We start from the raw sequence: 19,137 nt of genomic DNA on the forward strand, positions 1-19,137 counted from the left end.
TCACAAAATTAAGAAAATAATCTGAGAAAAAGTTAGGAAATAAAATTTCTGTTTATGAGAAAATTATAAATTAGGTTTTTGAGTCTTTGTTCCTGATACTAAGGAAATTAATTCTGATTTACTATTAATTTTTAATTTTTTATAAATACTTCTGATATTCATTCGAACAGTATCAAGGGAAATATTATGTCGAGTAGCAATTAATTTATATGAAAGTCCATCAATAATTCCATTTGCAACATCTGTTTCTCTTTTGGTTAAACTCTCTAGATGATTTTTTTGTTTTTGGAAAAAATCGAATACTTTTCTAGCAATTTTTGGCGTCATAAAAGCACCGCCATTACTTACAGATGCTAATACTTCTTCTAGATATTCAAAAAAGTTCTGCTTGTCGATGTAGCCAACGGCACCTTGCTTTAATGCAGATAAAATTACATCTGTTTCATCCTTTATAGAATTAATAACTATAGCTACATTAGGATGTTTGTCTAAAATTGGAATAATTGCATCTAGGCCATTCATTTCAGGCATTACTAAGTCAAGGAGAATGATGTCTGGTTTCGATTTTGCATTTAAAAACTCTATTGGATTTAGATAATATTCTTCGCAAATAAATCCTTCTAAATTGTTTACTGCATTCACTTGAAGTTTTGCAAATACAGCATCATCTTCAATTACTATAACTTTATAATCCATAGTTTTAATAAATTTTAAAATAGAGTGTTATTTTGAAATTAGTTTCTGTTTTTTCGACAAAAACATCTCCATTATTTCTTTTGGTTCTTTTTTTAATATTGCCTAATCCATTTCCAGAAGTATTGTCAAAATCAAAATTAGTACCATTTTCGGTGACGCTAATATACAAATTTTTATTGTTTTCAGTAATTGATAGTGATACTTCGGTTGCGTTGGAATGTTTTATGATGTTATTTGAAATTTCATACAAGCAGAGTTTTACATCTCTATAAAGCCCAGATAATATTTCTTGTTTTTTATTTCCTTTAAAATCAGCTGTAAATGTAATATTTTTTATCGATAAAGATTTTTGATACACTTCATTTGTTTCATCATACAATTCAATAATTGGTTTTTTGCCTGCATTGATAGTGTTTATATAAATTCGTAAACCAAAATTAGCCTCATTTAAATATTCTATAATTTGTTTACGTGTTTCTGAATTGATTTCGTTTTGTGATTTTGTCAATAAAGTAGTTCTAGATAAAATAGTGCCTATTTCATCATGTAAATCCATTGATATTTGCTCATAAATAGCATTTTTAGCTTTGTTTTTCTTTATGTTAAGAATAGCAACGTATGTAACTAAAAAGATTACTAAAATAAAAATGAGTATGCTAAAATTTGTGGATTTATAAAATTTTTGAGTAACTATTACTTTTAAATCGTCAAATGTAATTAGGCGACCATATTCATCAAATCCTCTAATGTTAATTTTATAATAATTATGTGATAATCCGACTAAGTCAAAATAGCCTCGTCCTTTTAGATTTATCCAAGGACCATTATTTATTTTGTATTCAAAGTTAGATTTTGAAGGATTAATGTTTTTTGTTGTAGTTAAATAAACTCTTGAAAAATAATTATTTTCATCATAGCTAAATTCTCTGTTTTTTTCAAATTTTGAAAACAATGTATCCTTATTTGTAAATAAATGAATACCAGATATTACGCCATTTTTCTTGAACGAATTGAAAGGAATTTTTTTTGGATTAATAATGTCATAGCCGTTTAATCCTCCAAAAATAAGTTTGCCATTGTTTAATTTAGCTCCCGATTTGAAATTAAATTCTTCATTAATTAACCCGTTGTTTTTTTGAAGTCGAATGAAAACGTTGTTTTCGTAGTCATAACCGCTAATTCCACTAAACGTACTAGTCCAAATTTTATTGTTATTATCTATTTGAATGGATGCAACTTTTGGATTGGAAAAAAAGTTTAGGGAAACATGCCGTTTTCTTTTGTAGGTTTTTAAGTCAAGTACATCCATACCTTTATCATGACCAATCCAGGCTAAATTTCTACTATAGTCTATACAAATGTCTCCAACTATTGAACCTGTTAAGGATTTCTCATAAGATAAATTTTTGATAATTTTATGTGTTTTACAATCTACTATATATACGCCGTTATCTGTCCCAATTAGTAATCTTTTATTGACTTTATCTTTGACAATAACTTTTGTCATGTTGTTAGGAAAGGGATTTCTAATATAATATTGCTTATTTGTTCCATTTTTAAAGTAACACACATACTCATATCCTCCTACGTAAATTAAGTCTTCGTCTTTGTCATAGTATAAGGCACAATATAAACTGTAGTCATATTTTTCTTCGGCACTCAGTTTAATTTTTTTGAATTTTAGTAATTTATTGTCATAAAACAATAGTCCTTTTCCTTCTGTTGCAGCATAATACCCATTTTCTGTTTTTATGGCATCATAAATTGAAGTAGCGGGACCTGGTAAAACATTAAATTTTTTAAAATCATATTTTACTATTGCGGGATTTCCAAACAAAAAAAGTTGGTTTCCCTCTTCTAGTATCTTTCGTCGCACTCTAAAATATTCACTAGATACAGGGTAGTCATTTGTGAGGTTTTCTAAAATAGCATTTGGAATGGTTATTTCTATAAGACCTTTATTTGTGGCAATATAGATTAAATTTCTGTTAGAAATTTGAATTTTTCTTAGTTCAATGTTCTTGTCATTAGTGTATTCAATTTCGTTTAGCTCCCCAGCTTTAAAATGAATTAATTTTTTATTTCCTAATATATAATAGTATTCATTATTAGAAATAAATTGTATATCACTTACCACCGTTCTGTTTAGGTTTTTTGGAACAGAAATTTTAGAAATTTTATCTTCTTTGATTGTATAAGGGTAGCTTAATCCTATGTAATATAAATTAGTGTTAGAGATGTCAAATCTTTCTTTGTAGCCTCCTGGATAAGACTGTTGGTTTGAAATTTTTTTGAACTCATTATTCTTATATATAAATATACCTGTGTTTGGTACGGATACATATAAGTATTTGTTGTAACTAATGCTTCCAATGTTTACTTTGGTATTTATCTTGTCATTCAATAATGGAATTTTTCTGATTTGTGTTTTTCCATTTTTGATGATTTTAACGGTGTTACGAGAGGTTAATAAATACGTAGTATCTTTCTTAAGATATATATCGTCTACATTTTCAGTAGAAATTAAGGTGTATTCAAAATTAGATAGATTCAAGGAAATACAGCCTTTTTCATTGTATATGATATAAAGTGCATTATTAAATAAAATTAATTTTCTAATGCTTCTCTTGTTAAACGAAGGATTTTTTATTTTTATATCAATAAAATTAATACCATCAAATTTTTTCAAACCTACATCGGTTCCTAGCCAAAAATTACCTTCTTTATCTTTAATAATATCATTTACGCCGTTGGCATTTAATCCGTTTTCAATAGTGTAGAGAATAGATTCTCTTTTTTGACCATAAGAGAAGGATGAGTTTAAAAAAAAGGCAATAATAAAAAGTTTAAAAAATCTCATTTTTTGTAGTAATAGTAAGGTAAAAGTAATAAAATAATTTTTATAAATAATAAATCATTTGATTGGTTGATGTTTCAAAATATAATTATTTTATTAAAATCATTTTAAAAATAATAAAAACTTAAATAGTTTATGTTATTGTTGCTTAATTTATAACATATTAACAAATATAACAAAAATATGTTTTTTGTATGTTTTTTATTTTGTAAGTTTATATCGACAATGAGATTCGTTTTGTTGCAGCCTCAAATATATTAACCATTAATTATAACTACTATGAAAACAACTGTACTTCTTATATTGTTTTTAGTGTCAAGTTTACACGCTCAAAAATCAAATGAAATAAAATATTATAATTATGGTAAAAACGGAATTGAATTTATTGTAAAAGAAGCTGGTGGAGCGACTATTATTATTAGTACGTTTAATGCACGCCCATCTATAAAAGATGAAGTGGCATTAGGAGTATTGCGCTATTTTGATGAAAAACATCCTAAGAATGGTGAAAAAATAAAAATTGAGACAAAAGAAGCAATCGTTGAAGGTACTTTTAATGTAATTTATAAAGAAAATCTAATTTCTATAGAGTTTCATTATGAAACAGTTATTTGGTTTAAAAAAGGACTTAAAGAAGTTTATGATAATCCAGAAGGGTTTAACATAAAGAATATATTGGTTGAAAATTAAAATGTTAATATGTAATTTATTTTTGTTTATGTCGTTTTTTATTTACAACTTTGTGCGCTTTACAATTAAAGTGTAGAATTTTTCTTTTCATAGAAGTTGTGAATGAATTACTTATACAGCATATAATTTTAAGCGTCTAATTCCCCTAATGAAAAAAATCATTTCCGATTTTAAATCTTTAAATTTTAAACATAGAAAAGTAATTCACTTTTCATTACTTTTTTCTATTGTACTTTTTCAAATATTATTGTTTACAGCCGTTTATAACGAATTTTATAATGAATCAAAATTAACGACTATAGAAAATGATTTGAAGTATGCCAATCGATTAAAAAAACTATCTGAGAATTCAAAAGCTAATTATAGTAAAGCACAAAGAAATCTTCATGAATTTTTAAAGACTAAAGATGTGTTCTTTTTAAAAGAGTACAATTCTAATTTAGGATATTTGAATTCTAATCTTGATAGTTTAGCTACTTTTTCTAAAGAAAATAAACAATTTGTCGCTTTTCAAAATGTTCAGCATTCCTCAAGCGAATCTGAACAAAAACTCCAAGCAGTTATCGATTCGTTATTGCAAATTGATATTGCACCTAATACAAAATTAGAATCTGATTTATTTAAATTAAATCAATTTGATTATAGCGATATCTTAAATAGCGTAAATGTAGAATCGTCTGTCAAGGTTGACAGTGTTAAGAAAAAAGGGTTTTTCAATCGCTTAGGTAAAGCCATTGCCGGTAAAGTAGATGTTCAAAAAGAAAAATTGAACGTCTTGGTTACTATGAAATTTGGTAACAAAGTAAGCACAGGCAATGTGCAAGAGCAGTTAGCAAATGCTTTTAAAAATACAAACGCCTATTATGTAAAAGAGTTTGATATTTTAAAGAAAAATATTGCTAATTTAAAAAATCAAGATGCGGCATTTATTAAACGAAATGAAGAATTGTTAAATTATAGTAACTTATTATTAGACAGCTATGAAAGTACAATTAATGGATTTAAAAATGTTGTTTCAAAAAAGTATGATAAACAATACCAAACAAATAAAACTATTAGGCGTTTTTATATTTTTGGACTAATAATTGGTGTAGTTATAGTTTCTATAATTTTGTTCTATTTTACTAGAATGGCTTTTGAATATGAACATCGTTTGTCAAAAGCAAATCAAATTATTTCTGAAAATTTACGTTTTAAAAATAGAATAGTGGGCATGATTAGCCACGAAATACGGTCGCCTTTAAGTATCATTTCAATTTATAGTAAAATGATACTATCAAAAATCAAAGATGAAGGGATTCAAAATTTATTTAGCGCGATTCAGTTCACAACCAATTCTTTGACATTGTTGTCAAACCAAATTTTAGACTTTTCTAAGAATGAAAACAAGAAATTAACACTAAATAAAAAAGAGTTCAATCTTAAATTGGAGCTGTCAGAAATCATGAAAACTTTGGCTACTCTTGTTGAAAATAATGAAAATAAACTACTTGTTGAAAATAACATTCAAAAACAATATATAGCTCATTCAGATGTTGTAAAATTATATCAGTTGTTTTATAATATTATAGGAAATGCAAATAAATTTACTACGAAAGGTCTTATTAAAGTAATCATACAGGCTGTTGAGTTATCTCCATCAAAAATAAATTTTGAAGTGGTTGTAGAAGATAATGGTAAAGGGATTTCTAAGTCCGACATTGAACATATTTTTGATAACTTTTATCAAGGAATTGTTGAAGAAAAAATACATAACTTTGGCGCAGGATTGGGGTTAAACTTATGTAAAGAACTTGTGGAATTGTTTCAAGGGAATATACATATATCAAGCGATATTAATAAAGGAACCAAAGTAACTTTTAATTTGTTATTTAAAGTCAGAACATCAGAATAATTATGATAAAAGATAGTGAATATAGTTTTTTAGTTGCAGATGACCACAGTATTATTAGAAATGGTTTGTGTTTATTAATTAATGATACATTTAGCAAAGCAAAGGTAACTCAAACCGAGTCATTTGACGATATTTTAAGAGTAGTAAAAGATGTTAAGCTTGATTTGCTTATATTAGATATAAATTTTCCTGAAGGGAATAGTTTAAGTCTTATTCCAACGCTTAAAAAATTACAACCTTCAATGAAAATACTCATCTTTACTTCCTATGATGAAGAGGTATATGCACTACGATTTTATAGTGCGGGTGTTGATGGATATTTGTCAAAGTTAAGTTCCCCAGATCAAATTGAGCACGCACTGCTAACTATTTTAAAAGAAGGAAGATATGCAAGTGATACCATCAAAAATAAAATATTAAATAATTATTTATTTAATAAGTCAGCAAATCCTTTAGATGCTTTGTCGGACAGAGAAATGGAAATTGCTAAATTAATGGTGCAAGGGCTTGGAAATTTGGAAATTTCTAATGTGCTAAATTTAAAATCTACAACTGTAAGTACTTATAAATCAAGAATATTTGAAAAATTATCCATTGATAATTTGTCTGCTTTAATTAATGTTTTTAATATTCATAATATATTGAATTAAAAGTTTGTAGATATAATTCTACATGATCTCCAAAATACTACTACAAATTTTATCTAATATACTTTTTACCTTTGAATTTTAATTTTAAAATTCAACAGATTATAATCATTTAACATTTAGTTGGTTAAAGCTAAAATACACACCAACATGTGTGTTTAATAATGTTAATCTTATAGAAATTGTTTAGTATATTTGCACACTTTTATTTAACAAAGTAAAATAATGAAAATAGAATTTATTGGATTCCCCAAAAAAGCAAGAACTTTTATTTGCTTTCTCTTATTTATAAATACATTTATTTACTCACAATGTAATACTACTAATTTCACAGTTACTAAAACGAATGGAACGTGTTTTTCAAATGCATCTATAACTGTAAATGTTCCAACTTCGACAGATTGTTCGGCTTGGGTAGCTGTTATTACTAGACCAGCTGATGGTTTTTCTACTCAATTAAATATTCCTACTATAGGCGGTAGTGTTACTTTTACTAGTTTGCCCCCAGGAAATTATAACGTTTCGCTTTCTAATGGTTTTACTACGTTAAATTATGCTAGTAATCCAGTAGTAGTTTCAACGTCGTATGTGAATATGAGTATTTCTGCTACATCTAATCCTCCAACTTGTCAAAATTCTGCACCTGGATATGCTCCCAATGGGACTTTAACAATAACTGTAGCAAACGGTACGGGAATAGGACCTTTTGTATATACATTAACTGCTTCAAATGGTACTCAAACCGCTACAAGTTCAAATAGAGTTTATACTTTTTTGAATGTTCCAGGAGGAGAAGTTGTTGGTATTTCAGTTACTGATCAAGCAGGAGGTTCTCCTGGGTGTTCTGTAACTTCTACACAATCTCCAACAACTGCGACAAATACAGCAGCAATAATGGCTTTTAATGATAGACCATTTAATTATGAAAGGGATTGTTCAAATCCTACATCTAGTTGTAATAATGTAAACTTATTTGTTAATATTAAAAATTTAAATGCTACCAAACTTGCAATTGTTCAACAACCGGGTAATGCAACAATAACAATAGCAGGCAATACATATAACCTAACTTATTTATCTGGTTCTGCTCGATTTAAATATGACCCCGTTGCAACAGGTGGGCCACAATTAGTTAATGGTACAGTAATAACTACCACTTTTTTTGATGGATGTAATACTATATCGAAAACGAGTACGGTACAAATGAATGATACGTTTCTTTCTGCTAATCCAACAACTCTTACAAATACTTCTAATTGTACAGTTTCTTATAGAATTCAGCTTTTAGGAGATCAAGATGTATCTGGAGGAAATGGTTTTGTTGATAGAGCAGTTTATTTTTGTCAACAAAACACCATTTTATTTGAAAGAAGAATTTCGACATCTCCAGATGTATGGCAAGTAGTGCCTAGTACAGATATTACACCAAATCCTTCAGCCTCTACTAATCCTCTAGGGGTAAATATAGGTGTCGCAATTCCGTCTGCAGGAACTAATTTTTTTGTTAATCAACCAGGATATTATCGTGTAACCGTTTCAGATGCTTGTCATTCGGTACAGCGTTTTGTAAATGTAGTTTCAACAAATCCTTTTACAAATGTATCTGCAGCTCAAACTACTTCTGTTTTACAGGGAACTTCTGCAATTAAAGTAAGTTTTAGTGGTTTACCGCCATTGACATCTCCTGTAAAAGTTAAAATTACTAGAGTAGACGGACAAACTAGTATGACTATTAATCCGACTCAGCCTGCATATTTGGCAGGTACTTACACAATTAATTTTCCAATAGAAAGAAGTGTTGGTTATCCTGTAAATGCTACTTATATTCAAGACTTACCTTTAGGACAGTATATTGTTGAATTATCTGATGGCTGTTCTGCTTCCACTGGTTTTACAAAAACAATAAATGTTAATTTAACCAATGCGGTATCATATAACCCGCAGTTTTCTGTTACTACAGGGTGTATAGGCTCGAATAGCATTTCTTATAATATGAATCCTGTTAATTCGCCTAATTCTGATAATCAAGTACGATTGTATACTGCTAATAGTAATGGAAGTTTAGGAACTTATCTACAAATATCCCCTTCTGGTTCTTTGTCAGGTTCGTTTTTAAATTTAAATTCTGGAAATTATTATATTCAATTTGGTAATATCAAATCAGAAGCTATGGGAGGAGGAGCTTTCTATTCTGCAGCAATGAATAATATGGGCCCATGGCAATATTTAGTGCCAATAACTATTCAGCCTTATCAAGATATTACGGTAGCAACAGTTACTTCCTTTTGTGATATTGGTAACACCAATTCCGGAATCATATTAACGCAAGTTACGGGAGGTAATATAGTTTATCCTATTACTTTTCAATTATTTTCTGTTTCAAATCCCACTACTCCTTTACAATCAGCTACTTTTCAAAGTTTAGTTGACGCGGTTGCTTTTGAAGATGTATCTGTTGGTAATTATTTTGTTAGGGTTACAACTGCTTGTTATTCGGTCGATACAAATGTAACATTATCTACTTCAGGAACAGTTCCTCAGGCAGAAGTTAGTAATCCAGTTATTTGTCCTGGAAGTCCAACTACAGTAGCAATTATTGCAGCCTCTCAAAATTTATTTGATGTAACATGGTCGGCAAATGGACAAGTTGTAGGTACGGGAATGCCAATTACATTAGCGCCTACAGTAACCACTACTTATACAGCAACTTATACATTGAAGAGCATCTATGGTTGTACTAATAGTCCCGTTTATACTTCGAATGTAACTGTTACAGTTACACCTAATCCAAATTTAGGACTTGCTGTTTCCGATATTAATTTATGTGATGGTTCTGCACCAAGTGTAACCATTTCAAATACGCAAAGTGAATTTACATATGAAATAGTTAACTCAAATGGAACTTCTTTTTCACCTCCTTTATTAGCAAATGGTAACGGAGGAAGTTTAACCATTGCTATTCCTAATACGATAACATTAACTGCTGGCCAAGTATTAAAAGTTAAATCCACTAATGGAAATGCAGGTTGTACAGGATTGTTAACGGATGTATGTAATGTTTTAAATGGTACTTTTAATATTACTTGTCCAACTTTTCCTTTATCTTCTGTGCAATGTTATGCGGATTTACCTTCTCAAACATCTTATACAATTTCACAATTTCAAGCATTAGGTAATGGTGATGGAATCATTAATGTTGTAGGATGTGGGGTTATTGAAATTACAGCTACAAACGGTCCAAATCCAGGTTGTAATGCAAATGCAATTAGAACATATACTATTACTGAATATGCCGATCCAAATAACAATGATGTAAGAGATGCAGGAGAAAATACTATCTTACATACAACTAATTGTACTCAGACAATCAATATTAACGATACTACAGCTCCTACTATCACTGGAACTTTATCAGTTTTAAATGTATCTGGACTTCAACCTTTAATTACTAACGCTATTGCTTTATCTACAACAAATCAAGTTGTAGTAAATTCATTAAGTACATTAGACTTTTTAACTGTTACAGGTGGTGAAATGTATGGTCCAAGTATCGTATCAAGTCCTGTTATTGCTAGTGTTGCAAAATTAAATAACAACCAGTGGATATTTGCTTGTTGGAATGGAAGCGGAGTGCTTTACACTAAAATGGTATTAGTAGAGTTTTCAATAATATCAGGTCAATTACATGCAAAAATAGTTCAGTCAAAATACACAACTTCAAATTCTGTTTCGAGTGCAGCAAGTATTTTAGCTGCCTGGAATGCTTCAAGTACAACTACTTCTCCTTCACCAAATGCATATGGTGTAAGGTTTGTAACTTTATCATCACTTGCTTGCGATGTTTTATCATCACCAGCAGCAATGACTACAGTAGCGGCATTAGAAGCAGCAGGCTTAACGATATCAGACAACTGTACTACAGATGCTAATTTAGTTGTAACGAGTGTAGATGGCACAGCTACAGGTACGTGTCCAATTACATTTACAAGAACTTACACAATAAAAGACGCTTGTAACAATGCTTCAACAGCTACTCAAATTATCAACATCAACGATACAACTGCACCAGTTGTAACAGGTACATTACCAGCAGTAAATGCCACTGGTTGTGCTATCGCAGATGCCCCAGCAGCAATGACTACAGTAGCGGCATTAGAAGCAGCAGGCTTAACGATATCAGACAACTGTACTACAGATGCTAATTTAGTTGTAACGAGTGTAGATGGCACAGCTACAGGTACGTGTCCAATTACATTTACAAGAACTTACACAATAAAAGACGCTTGTAACAATGCTTCAACAGCTACTCAAATTATCAACATCAACGATACGACCGCGCCAGTTGTAACAGGTACATTACCAGCAGTAAATGCCACTGGTTGTGCTATCGCAGATGCCCCAGCAGCAATGACTACAGTAGCGGCATTAGAAGCAGCAGGCTTAACGATATCAGACAACTGTACTACAGATGCTAATTTAGTTGTAACGAGTGTAGATGGCACAGCTACAGGTACGTGTCCAATTACATTTACAAGAACATATACAATAAAAGACGCTTGTAACAATGCTTCAACAGCTACTCAAATTATCAACATCAACGATACGACCGCGCCAGTTGTAACAGGTACATTACCAGCAGTAAATGCCACTGGTTGTGCTATCGCAGATGCCCCAGCAGCAATGACTACAGTAGCGGCATTAGAAGCAGCAGGCTTAACGATATCAGACAACTGTACTACAGATGCTAATTTAGTTGTAACGAGTGTAGATGGCGCAGCTACAGGTACGTGTCCAATTACATTTACAAGAACTTACACAATAAAAGACGCTTGTAACAATGTTTCAACAGCTACTCAAACTATCAACATCAACGATACAACTGCACCAGTTGTAACAGGTACATTACCAGCAGTAAATGCCACTGGTTGTGCTATCTCAGATGCCCCAGCAGCAATGACTACAGTAGCGGCATTAGAAGCAGCAGGCTTAACGATATCAGACAACTGTACTACAGATGCTAATTTAGTTGTAACGAGTGTAGATGGCGCAGCTACAGGCACGTGTCCAATTACATTCACAAGAACCTATACGATTACTGATGCTTGTAACAATACAAACACAGCTACACAAACAATTAATATCAACGATACGACTGCACCAGTTGTAACAGGTACATTACCAGCAGTAAATGCCACTGGTTGTGCTATCGCAGATGCCCCAGCAGCAATGACTACAGTAGCGGCATTAGAAGCAGCAGGCTTAACGATATCAGACAACTGTACTACAGATGCTAATTTAGTTGTAACGAGTGTAGATGGCACAGCTACAGGTACGTGTCCAATTACATTTACAAGAACATATACAATAAAAGACGCTTGTAACAATGCTTCAACAGCTACTCAAATTATCAACATCAACGATACGACCGCGCCAGTTGTAACAGGTACATTACCAGCAGTAAATGCCACTGGTTGTGCTATCGCAGATGCCCCAGCAGCAATGACTACAGTAGCGGCATTAGAAGCAGCAGGCTTAACGATATCAGACAACTGTACTACAGATGCTAATTTAGTTGTAACGAGTGTAGATGGCACAGCTACAGGTACGTGTCCAATTACATTTACAAGAACATATACAATAAAAGACGCTTGTAACAATGCTTCAACAGCTACTCAAATTATCAACATCAACGATACGACCGCGCCAGTTGTAACAGGTACATTACCAGCAGTAAATGCCACTGGTTGTGCTATCGCAGATGCCCCAGCAGCAATGACTACAGTAGCGGCATTAGAAGCAGCAGGCTTAACGATATCAGACAACTGTACTACAGATGCTAATTTAGTTGTAACGAGTGTAGATGGCGCAGCTACAGGTACGTGTCCAATTACATTTACAAGAACTTACACAATAAAAGACGCTTGTAACAATGTTTCAACAGCTACTCAAACTATCAACATCAACGATACAACTGCACCAGTTGTAACAGGTACATTACCAGCAGTAAATGCCACTGGTTGTGCTATCTCAGATGCCCCAGCAGCAATGACTACAGTAGCGGCATTAGAAGCAGCAGGCTTAACGATATCAGACAACTGTACTACAGATGCAAATTTAGTTGTAACGAGTGTAGATGGCGCAGCTACAGGTACGTGTCCAATTACATTTACAAGAACTTACACAATAAAAGACGCTTGTAACAATGCTTCAACAGCTACTCAAATTATCAACATCAACGATACGACCGCGCCAGTTGTAACAGGTACATTACCAGCAGTAAATGCCACTGGTTGTGCTATCGCAGATGCCCCAGCAGCAATGACTACAGTAGCGGCATTAGAAGCAGCAGGCTTAACGATATCAGACAACTGTACTACAGATGCTAATTTAGTTGTAACGAGTGTAGATGGCACAGCTACAGGTACGTGTCCAATTACATTTACAAGAACGTATACAATTACAGACGCTTGTAACAATGCTTCAACAGCTACTCAAATTATCAACATCAACGATACGACCGCGCCAGTTGTAACAGGTACATTACCAGCAGTAAATGCCACTGGTTGTGCTATCGCAGATGCCCCAGCAGCAATGACTACAGTAGCGGCATTAGAAGCAGCAGGCTTAACGATATCAGACAACTGTACTACAGATGTTAATTTAGTTGTAACGAGTGTAGATGGCGCAGCTACAGGTACGTGTCCAATTACATTTACAAGAACATATACAATAAAAGACGCTTGTAACAATGCTTCAACAGCTATTCAAATTATCAACATCAACGATACGACCGCACCAGTTGTTCAAACAACAATAGGATCTTTAAATATTTCATTAGAATGTTCAGATGTTACTGGAATAGCAAGTGCTTTAGCACAATTACCTTCCGCTACTGACAATTGTTCGGTACCAATACTACATTTAGTAAGTGATGTAACGACGGGGGATGCGACTTGTTCTAATGCTTATGTTAGAGTTCGAACATGGAATTTTACAGATTCTTGTGGAAATACAAGTATAAATTTTGTACAAACGATTACTGTTCAAGATACAACAGCTCCTATTTTTTCAGGTACGTTGCCTCAAGATGTTACTTTAGAGTGTAATCAAACTATTCCTTCGGTACAGTCTTTAACAGCAACTGATACTTGTGGAGGTAATGTAATAGTTACTTTTGCAGAACAAACAATTGCAGGTTCTTGTCCTAATAATTATACTATTTTTAGAACATGGACAGCAACAGATGTATGTGGTAATTTTGCCACCCATATACAAGAAATTATTGTTCAAGATACCACACCTCCTGTTTTTGTAGGAACTTTACCAGCGTCTGAAATTTATGCAAAATGTGAAGGCATTCCAGTTGCTCCGATATTAACAGCTACTGATAATTGTGGTACACCAATAGTAAGTTATAATGAAGTTAGAATTGATGGAGATTGTACAAATAAATATAGATTAGATCGAACGTGGACGGCAACAGATGCTTGTGGAAACGAAACAGAGTTTAAACAAACGGTTTATTTAGCTTGTTACGTGACGCCATTCAATGCATTGTCTCCCGATGGTGATGGATTGAATGATACATTTATTATTGAAGGACTTGAGTGTTATCCTAACAATTCTGTAGAAATATTTAATAGATGGGGTGTTAAGATTTTTGAAGCCTCATTCTATGATAATGTAAATACAGTATTCAGAGGTTTATCTGATGGAAGGGTAACCATTTCACGAAATGATAAATTACCTACAGGAACATACTATTATGTTTTAAAATATGAATATGATTTGTATGGAAGAGAAAAAGAAAATATTGAAAAGACAGGATATATTTATATTCAAAATGAATAAATTAATCATGAATAAAGTAATTAGAATGAAAGAAACATTAAACAAACTTATATTACTAATGTTGTTTATGTTTTTAGGAGTTACTTCGGTAGAAGCACAACAAGATTCCCAATTTACGCAATATATGTACAATACAATAAACGTGAATCCCGCGTATGCTGGTTCAAGAGGAGTATTGAGCGTTTTTGGGATGTATAGAGCACAATGGGTTGGATTAGACGGAGCGCCTACAACTAGTGCGGCTTCAATACATTCACCCATTAATAATTCACATGTAGGTTTAGGTCTTTCAATTCTAAAAGATGAAATAGGCCCTTCAGATAGAAAAACTATTTCGGCAGACGTTTCCTATTCGGTTCAAACTTCAGACACTTATAAACTATCTTTTGGATTAAAAGGTTCAGCTAGTTTATTAAATGTAGATTATACTAAGCTTACTCGATATGATTTAAATGACCCCAGATTTCAAAATAATATTGATAATCAATTTTCACCAAATATTGGAGCAGGAGTTTATTATCATTCCGATAAATTGTATGCAGGAATTTCCGTTCCTTTTATGTTAGAAACAAAACATTTTGACGATAATGCATCTTCAGTAGCTAAAGATGGCCTACATTATTATTTTATTGGAGGATATGTATTTGATTTGTCTGAGACAACAAAGTTTAAACCTGCTTTTTTAATTAAATCAGTTAAAGGAGCACCACTTCAAGCTGATTTAACTGCAAATTTCATGTTTAATGATAAATTTGTAGTAGGTGGGGCTTGGCGTTGGAGCGCGGCATTTAGTGGTTTGGTTGGTTTTCAAGTGAATAGCAATTGGTTTATAGGTTATACTTATGATGCAGATACAACTAAACTAGCTAATTACAATTCTGGGTCACATGAAGTTTTTTTAAGATATGAATTTAGAGGAAAACAAGAAAAAATTGTTTCACCAAGATTCTTCTAATAAGATAAAAGGTATGAAATTTAAAAATAAGCTTTTCGTTTGTATTGTTTTATTTAGTTTTTTTGGTGTTGCACAAGAAGTTCAACTTAAAAAAGCGAATACCAACTATGAACAATTTCAATATGTTGATGCAATCAAAACGTATGAAAAGGTTGCTGCAAAGGGGTATAAATCAGTAGAGCTATTCAGTAAATTAGGAGATTCCTATTATTTTCAATCAAATTTGAAAGAAGCGAATAGATGGTACGAACAGCTTTTTGCACTTAAAGAAAATGTAAATTCAGAGTATTATTTTAGATATGCACAAACCCTGAAAGCTGTTGGTAAGTATGAAAAAGCAGACCTAATGATGTCGGAATTTAATAAATTAAACAGTTCTGATTTACGAGCAATTTTAGCAAATGAGCAGGTTAATTATTTAGAAGAAATTAAGAAAAATTCAGGTAGATACCGTGTGCAAAATGCAGGTATAAATTCTGCATATTCAGATTATGGCACGTCGTTTTATAAAAACACACTTGTTTTTACATCAGCAAGAGACACAGGCGGTGTTTTTGTCAAAAAACATAATTGGACCAATCAATCATACACAAATCTTTATGGGGCATTAATTACAGATAATGGAAATCTTTCGGAGCCCGTAAAATTTTCCAAAAAAATTGATTCAAAGTATCATGAGTCTACACCTGTTTTTACAAACGATGGTATGACAATGTATTTTACACGTAATAATTTTTTAAATGGTAAAAAAGGGAGAGATAGCGAAAAAACTATTTTATTGAAAGTATACAAAGCCACTAAAAATGGAGATACTTGGGAAAATATAACCGAATTACCATTTAATAGTGATGAATATAGTTGTGCACATCCCGCATTAAGTCCAGATGAGAAAACCTTGTATTTTTCGTCTAACATGCCGGGTACAAAAGGATTATCAGATATTTTTAAAGTTGCAATTCTTGAAAATGGTAATTTTGGAACTCCTGTAAACTTAGGTGATAAAATTAATACAGAAGCGAGAGAAACATTTCCTTTTATTTCTAACAAAAATGAATTGTATTTTGCTTCGGACGGACATCCAGGATTAGGCGGATTAGATGTGTTTATAACGCAATTAAATGAAGACGGCACCCATGGAAAGATTAAAAATGTAGGTGAGCCTGTGAATAGCAATGCAGATGATTTTGCTTTTATTATGGATACAGCTACAAAAAATGGTTTCTTTAGTTCAAATAGACAAAGAGATAATTTAGGTTTTGATGATATTTATAAATGTACAGAAACAATACCTGTTCCAAAAGATTGTCAACAAGCGCTAACGGGTTTAATTACTGATGGAGAAACACAATTACCAATAGAAGGAGTTAAAGTAGTGTTGTATGATGCAAACTATGTTAAAATGGATGAAGTACGTTCTGATAAAGAGGGTAAATTTGATTTTGGTTCAGTTGATTGTGAAAATAAATTTAGAATCCGCACAGAACTTAAAGAATATTCACCCAATGAAATAGCTGTCTTTACACCTAAAATTTCGGGTACTACAGATACTAAAATTAGTTTAACGCCTTTACTACAGCCATTGAAAGTAGGTAGAGATTTAAGAAGAACATTAGGAATTGAAATTATTTATTTTGATTTAAATAAAGCTACTATACGTCCAGATGCAACCGTTGAATTAGCTAAAATATTAGAAGTAATGAAACAATTTCCCGATATGGAAATTGATGTTAGATCACATACCGATAGTCGTCAAACAGCAAAATATAATTTAAATTTATCCGAAAGAAGAGTAAAAGCTACGATACAATGGTTAGTTGAAAATGGCATAGAAGCTAAAAGACTAACCGGAAGAGGCTACGGCGAATCGCAATTGGTTAATCATTGTGAAGACGGTGTTAAATGTACAGAAGAAGAACACCAAGCCAACAGAAGAAGCGAGTTTATAATTACAAAATTGTAATGGGTATACCTTGTTAGCTTTTTGAATATTAGCTATATATTCTCCACATTTATTTTTAAGGTAATCAAATAGTATTAATGGCTACTAAAAACACAATATTTAATATTATTAAATCGTTGTCAATGAATGAGAAAAGATATTTCAAAATTTATTGCAAACAACATGTGTTAAATGGTCAAAATAAATATGTGTTGTTGTTTGATTTAATAGATAATCAGTATTTTTTTGATACAGATTTTATTAAAAAAGAGCTTAATAAACATAGTTATTCCATAAAAAATTTTTCGTCAGATATTAATTATCTCACAAAAATTTTATTAAAGTGTTTAAATGAATTTCATTCAGAAAAAACCTCTGATTTGAAAGTAAAACAGAATTTAATCACCATTGAAATTTTATTTTATAAAGGCTTGTATGAAGAATGTTTACAATTAATTTCAAAAACTAAACGCATTAGATTAGCCAATGAAAATAAAAATTTGTTGTCTGACTTATTGAATTGGGAAAAAAAATGTGTGGGATATTCTAAGGGTTTACCACATGCTATTGAGGTAAATAATAAATTAGATATCTATTTTGATGATTTAAAAGAAAAAAAAGTAATAACAGATTTGTATTATAAAAGCTATAATTACAAAAACAATATAGGTAAAATTTCACCAGAAGCTCTTGTTGCTGAGTTTAAAAGTGCAGTATTAATTCCATTAGAAGAACAAAAATTTTCTCTTAAAACCTTGCAGTCAAATGTGTTTTACAACTTGATTTATGCTAATTATTTTAAGGTAAATAATGATAAAGAAAGTGAATTAACTTATTTAAAAAAGGTTTCTTTACTATATGAGAACAATGAAGAGTATAAATTTGAAAACCCCCTTGATTTTATATCGATATATATAAGGATAATAGATATAAATAAAAAGAAAGATACTTCAATTTTTTATGCAGATTTGGCAAAATTAAAAGGCTTTACTAACATTATTAGTCTGCAGAATAAAGTAGCTGAGGAAAGGATATTTTTACATGCAAATCAATTAGAATTAGAGCATTTACTCTATATAAATAAGACTAAAGAAGCATTTGTGATATTAGACTTGCTTAAGGCTGCTTTATTAGAAAAAAGATATACGGTAGAGCCTTATTATATCATTTCAACCTATTATTTATTTGCGGCGGCATATCTTTCAATCAAAAATTTCTCATTAGCTCTAAAATATATAAATACGATTCTAAATGAATATCAATTTGTGCAACATCCAAAGTCATTTATACAAGCTGAATTTTTAAATATTGTAATACATTATGAATTGAAAAATTATTTTCTTGTCCTTAAGTTTATTGCTCAATTACAAAAAAAATATAAATCAAATTTCAGATTTAGCTATTTTGAATTAGAAATATTAAAGGTGATTACTAAAGTAGCTAAAAATCCACATATTGTTAATGAGAAAGTAGTTTTTACCAAACTTAAAAATGAAATATATGAGAAATTTGAATTGTCGCAATTAGTGAATAATAATTATTTAAAATATATTATATCAAAAACTTCGGCTTAATACAATATTTTTAGTTTTTTGGCTTAAAACAAGT

9 protein-coding genes are annotated in these 19,137 nt (G+C 31.2%); 7 read left to right on the top strand and 2 right to left on the bottom strand.

From position 1 onward, the window contains the following. Nucleotides 1–63: 63 nt before the first annotated feature. Nucleotides 64–696 carry a response regulator transcription factor gene (locus RF683_RS02180; protein ID WP_309532589.1) on the bottom strand — a complete coding sequence of 211 codons (633 nt, stop codon included), beginning with the start codon at nucleotides 694–696 and terminating at the stop codon, nucleotides 64–66. A gap of 4 nt (nucleotides 697–700) precedes the next feature. Beyond that, nucleotides 701–3,556, bottom strand: a complete 2,856-nt coding sequence (locus RF683_RS02185; RefSeq protein WP_309532590.1) for a two-component regulator propeller domain-containing protein — start codon at nucleotides 3,554–3,556, stop codon at nucleotides 701–703. A gap of 276 nt (nucleotides 3,557–3,832) precedes the next feature. Between RF683_RS02185 and RF683_RS02190 the strand changes: the two genes are divergently transcribed. The 7 genes from RF683_RS02190 to RF683_RS02220 all read left to right on the top strand — a co-directional run bounded on the left by RF683_RS02190 (nucleotide 3,833) and on the right by RF683_RS02220 (nucleotide 19,103). Continuing rightward, on the top strand, nucleotides 3,833–4,243 hold the full coding sequence (locus RF683_RS02190; RefSeq protein ID WP_309532591.1) for a hypothetical protein: 411 nt from the start codon (nucleotides 3,833–3,835) through the stop codon (nucleotides 4,241–4,243). Nucleotides 4,244–4,391: 148 nt separating this feature from the next. Next, nucleotides 4,392–6,137, top strand: coding sequence for a sensor histidine kinase (locus tag RF683_RS02195; protein ID WP_309532592.1), 1,746 nt, complete (start codon nucleotides 4,392–4,394; stop codon nucleotides 6,135–6,137). Nucleotides 6,138–6,139: 2 nt separating this feature from the next. Then, the gene (locus tag RF683_RS02200; RefSeq protein ID WP_309532593.1) at nucleotides 6,140–6,787 is read left to right on the top strand and encodes a response regulator transcription factor; all 648 of its coding nucleotides are present in this window, start codon (nucleotides 6,140–6,142) and stop codon (nucleotides 6,785–6,787) included. Between the two features lie 222 nt (nucleotides 6,788–7,009). After that, entirely contained in the window at nucleotides 7,010–14,635 is a 7,626-nt protein-coding gene (locus RF683_RS02205) for an HYR-like domain-containing protein (RefSeq protein WP_309532594.1), read from the top strand. A gap of 25 nt (nucleotides 14,636–14,660) precedes the next feature. Beyond that, nucleotides 14,661–15,590, top strand: a complete 930-nt coding sequence (locus tag RF683_RS02210; protein ID WP_456305792.1) for a PorP/SprF family type IX secretion system membrane protein — start codon at nucleotides 14,661–14,663, stop codon at nucleotides 15,588–15,590. Then, nucleotides 15,541–17,550, top strand: a complete 2,010-nt coding sequence (locus RF683_RS02215) for an OmpA family protein (protein WP_309532596.1) — start codon at nucleotides 15,541–15,543, stop codon at nucleotides 17,548–17,550. The genes RF683_RS02210 and RF683_RS02215 overlap by 50 nt, the downstream gene beginning before the upstream one ends. 77 nt (nucleotides 17,551–17,627) lie before the next feature. Next, the gene (locus tag RF683_RS02220) at nucleotides 17,628–19,103 is read left to right on the top strand and encodes a hypothetical protein (protein ID WP_309532597.1); all 1,476 of its coding nucleotides are present in this window, start codon (nucleotides 17,628–17,630) and stop codon (nucleotides 19,101–19,103) included. Nucleotides 19,104–19,137: the final 34 nt, after the last annotated feature.

Origin of the sequence: Flavobacterium sp. 20NA77.7 (assembly GCF_031326205.1) — a bacterium.
GTDB lineage: Bacteria > Bacteroidota > Bacteroidia > Flavobacteriales > Flavobacteriaceae > Flavobacterium > Flavobacterium nakdongensis.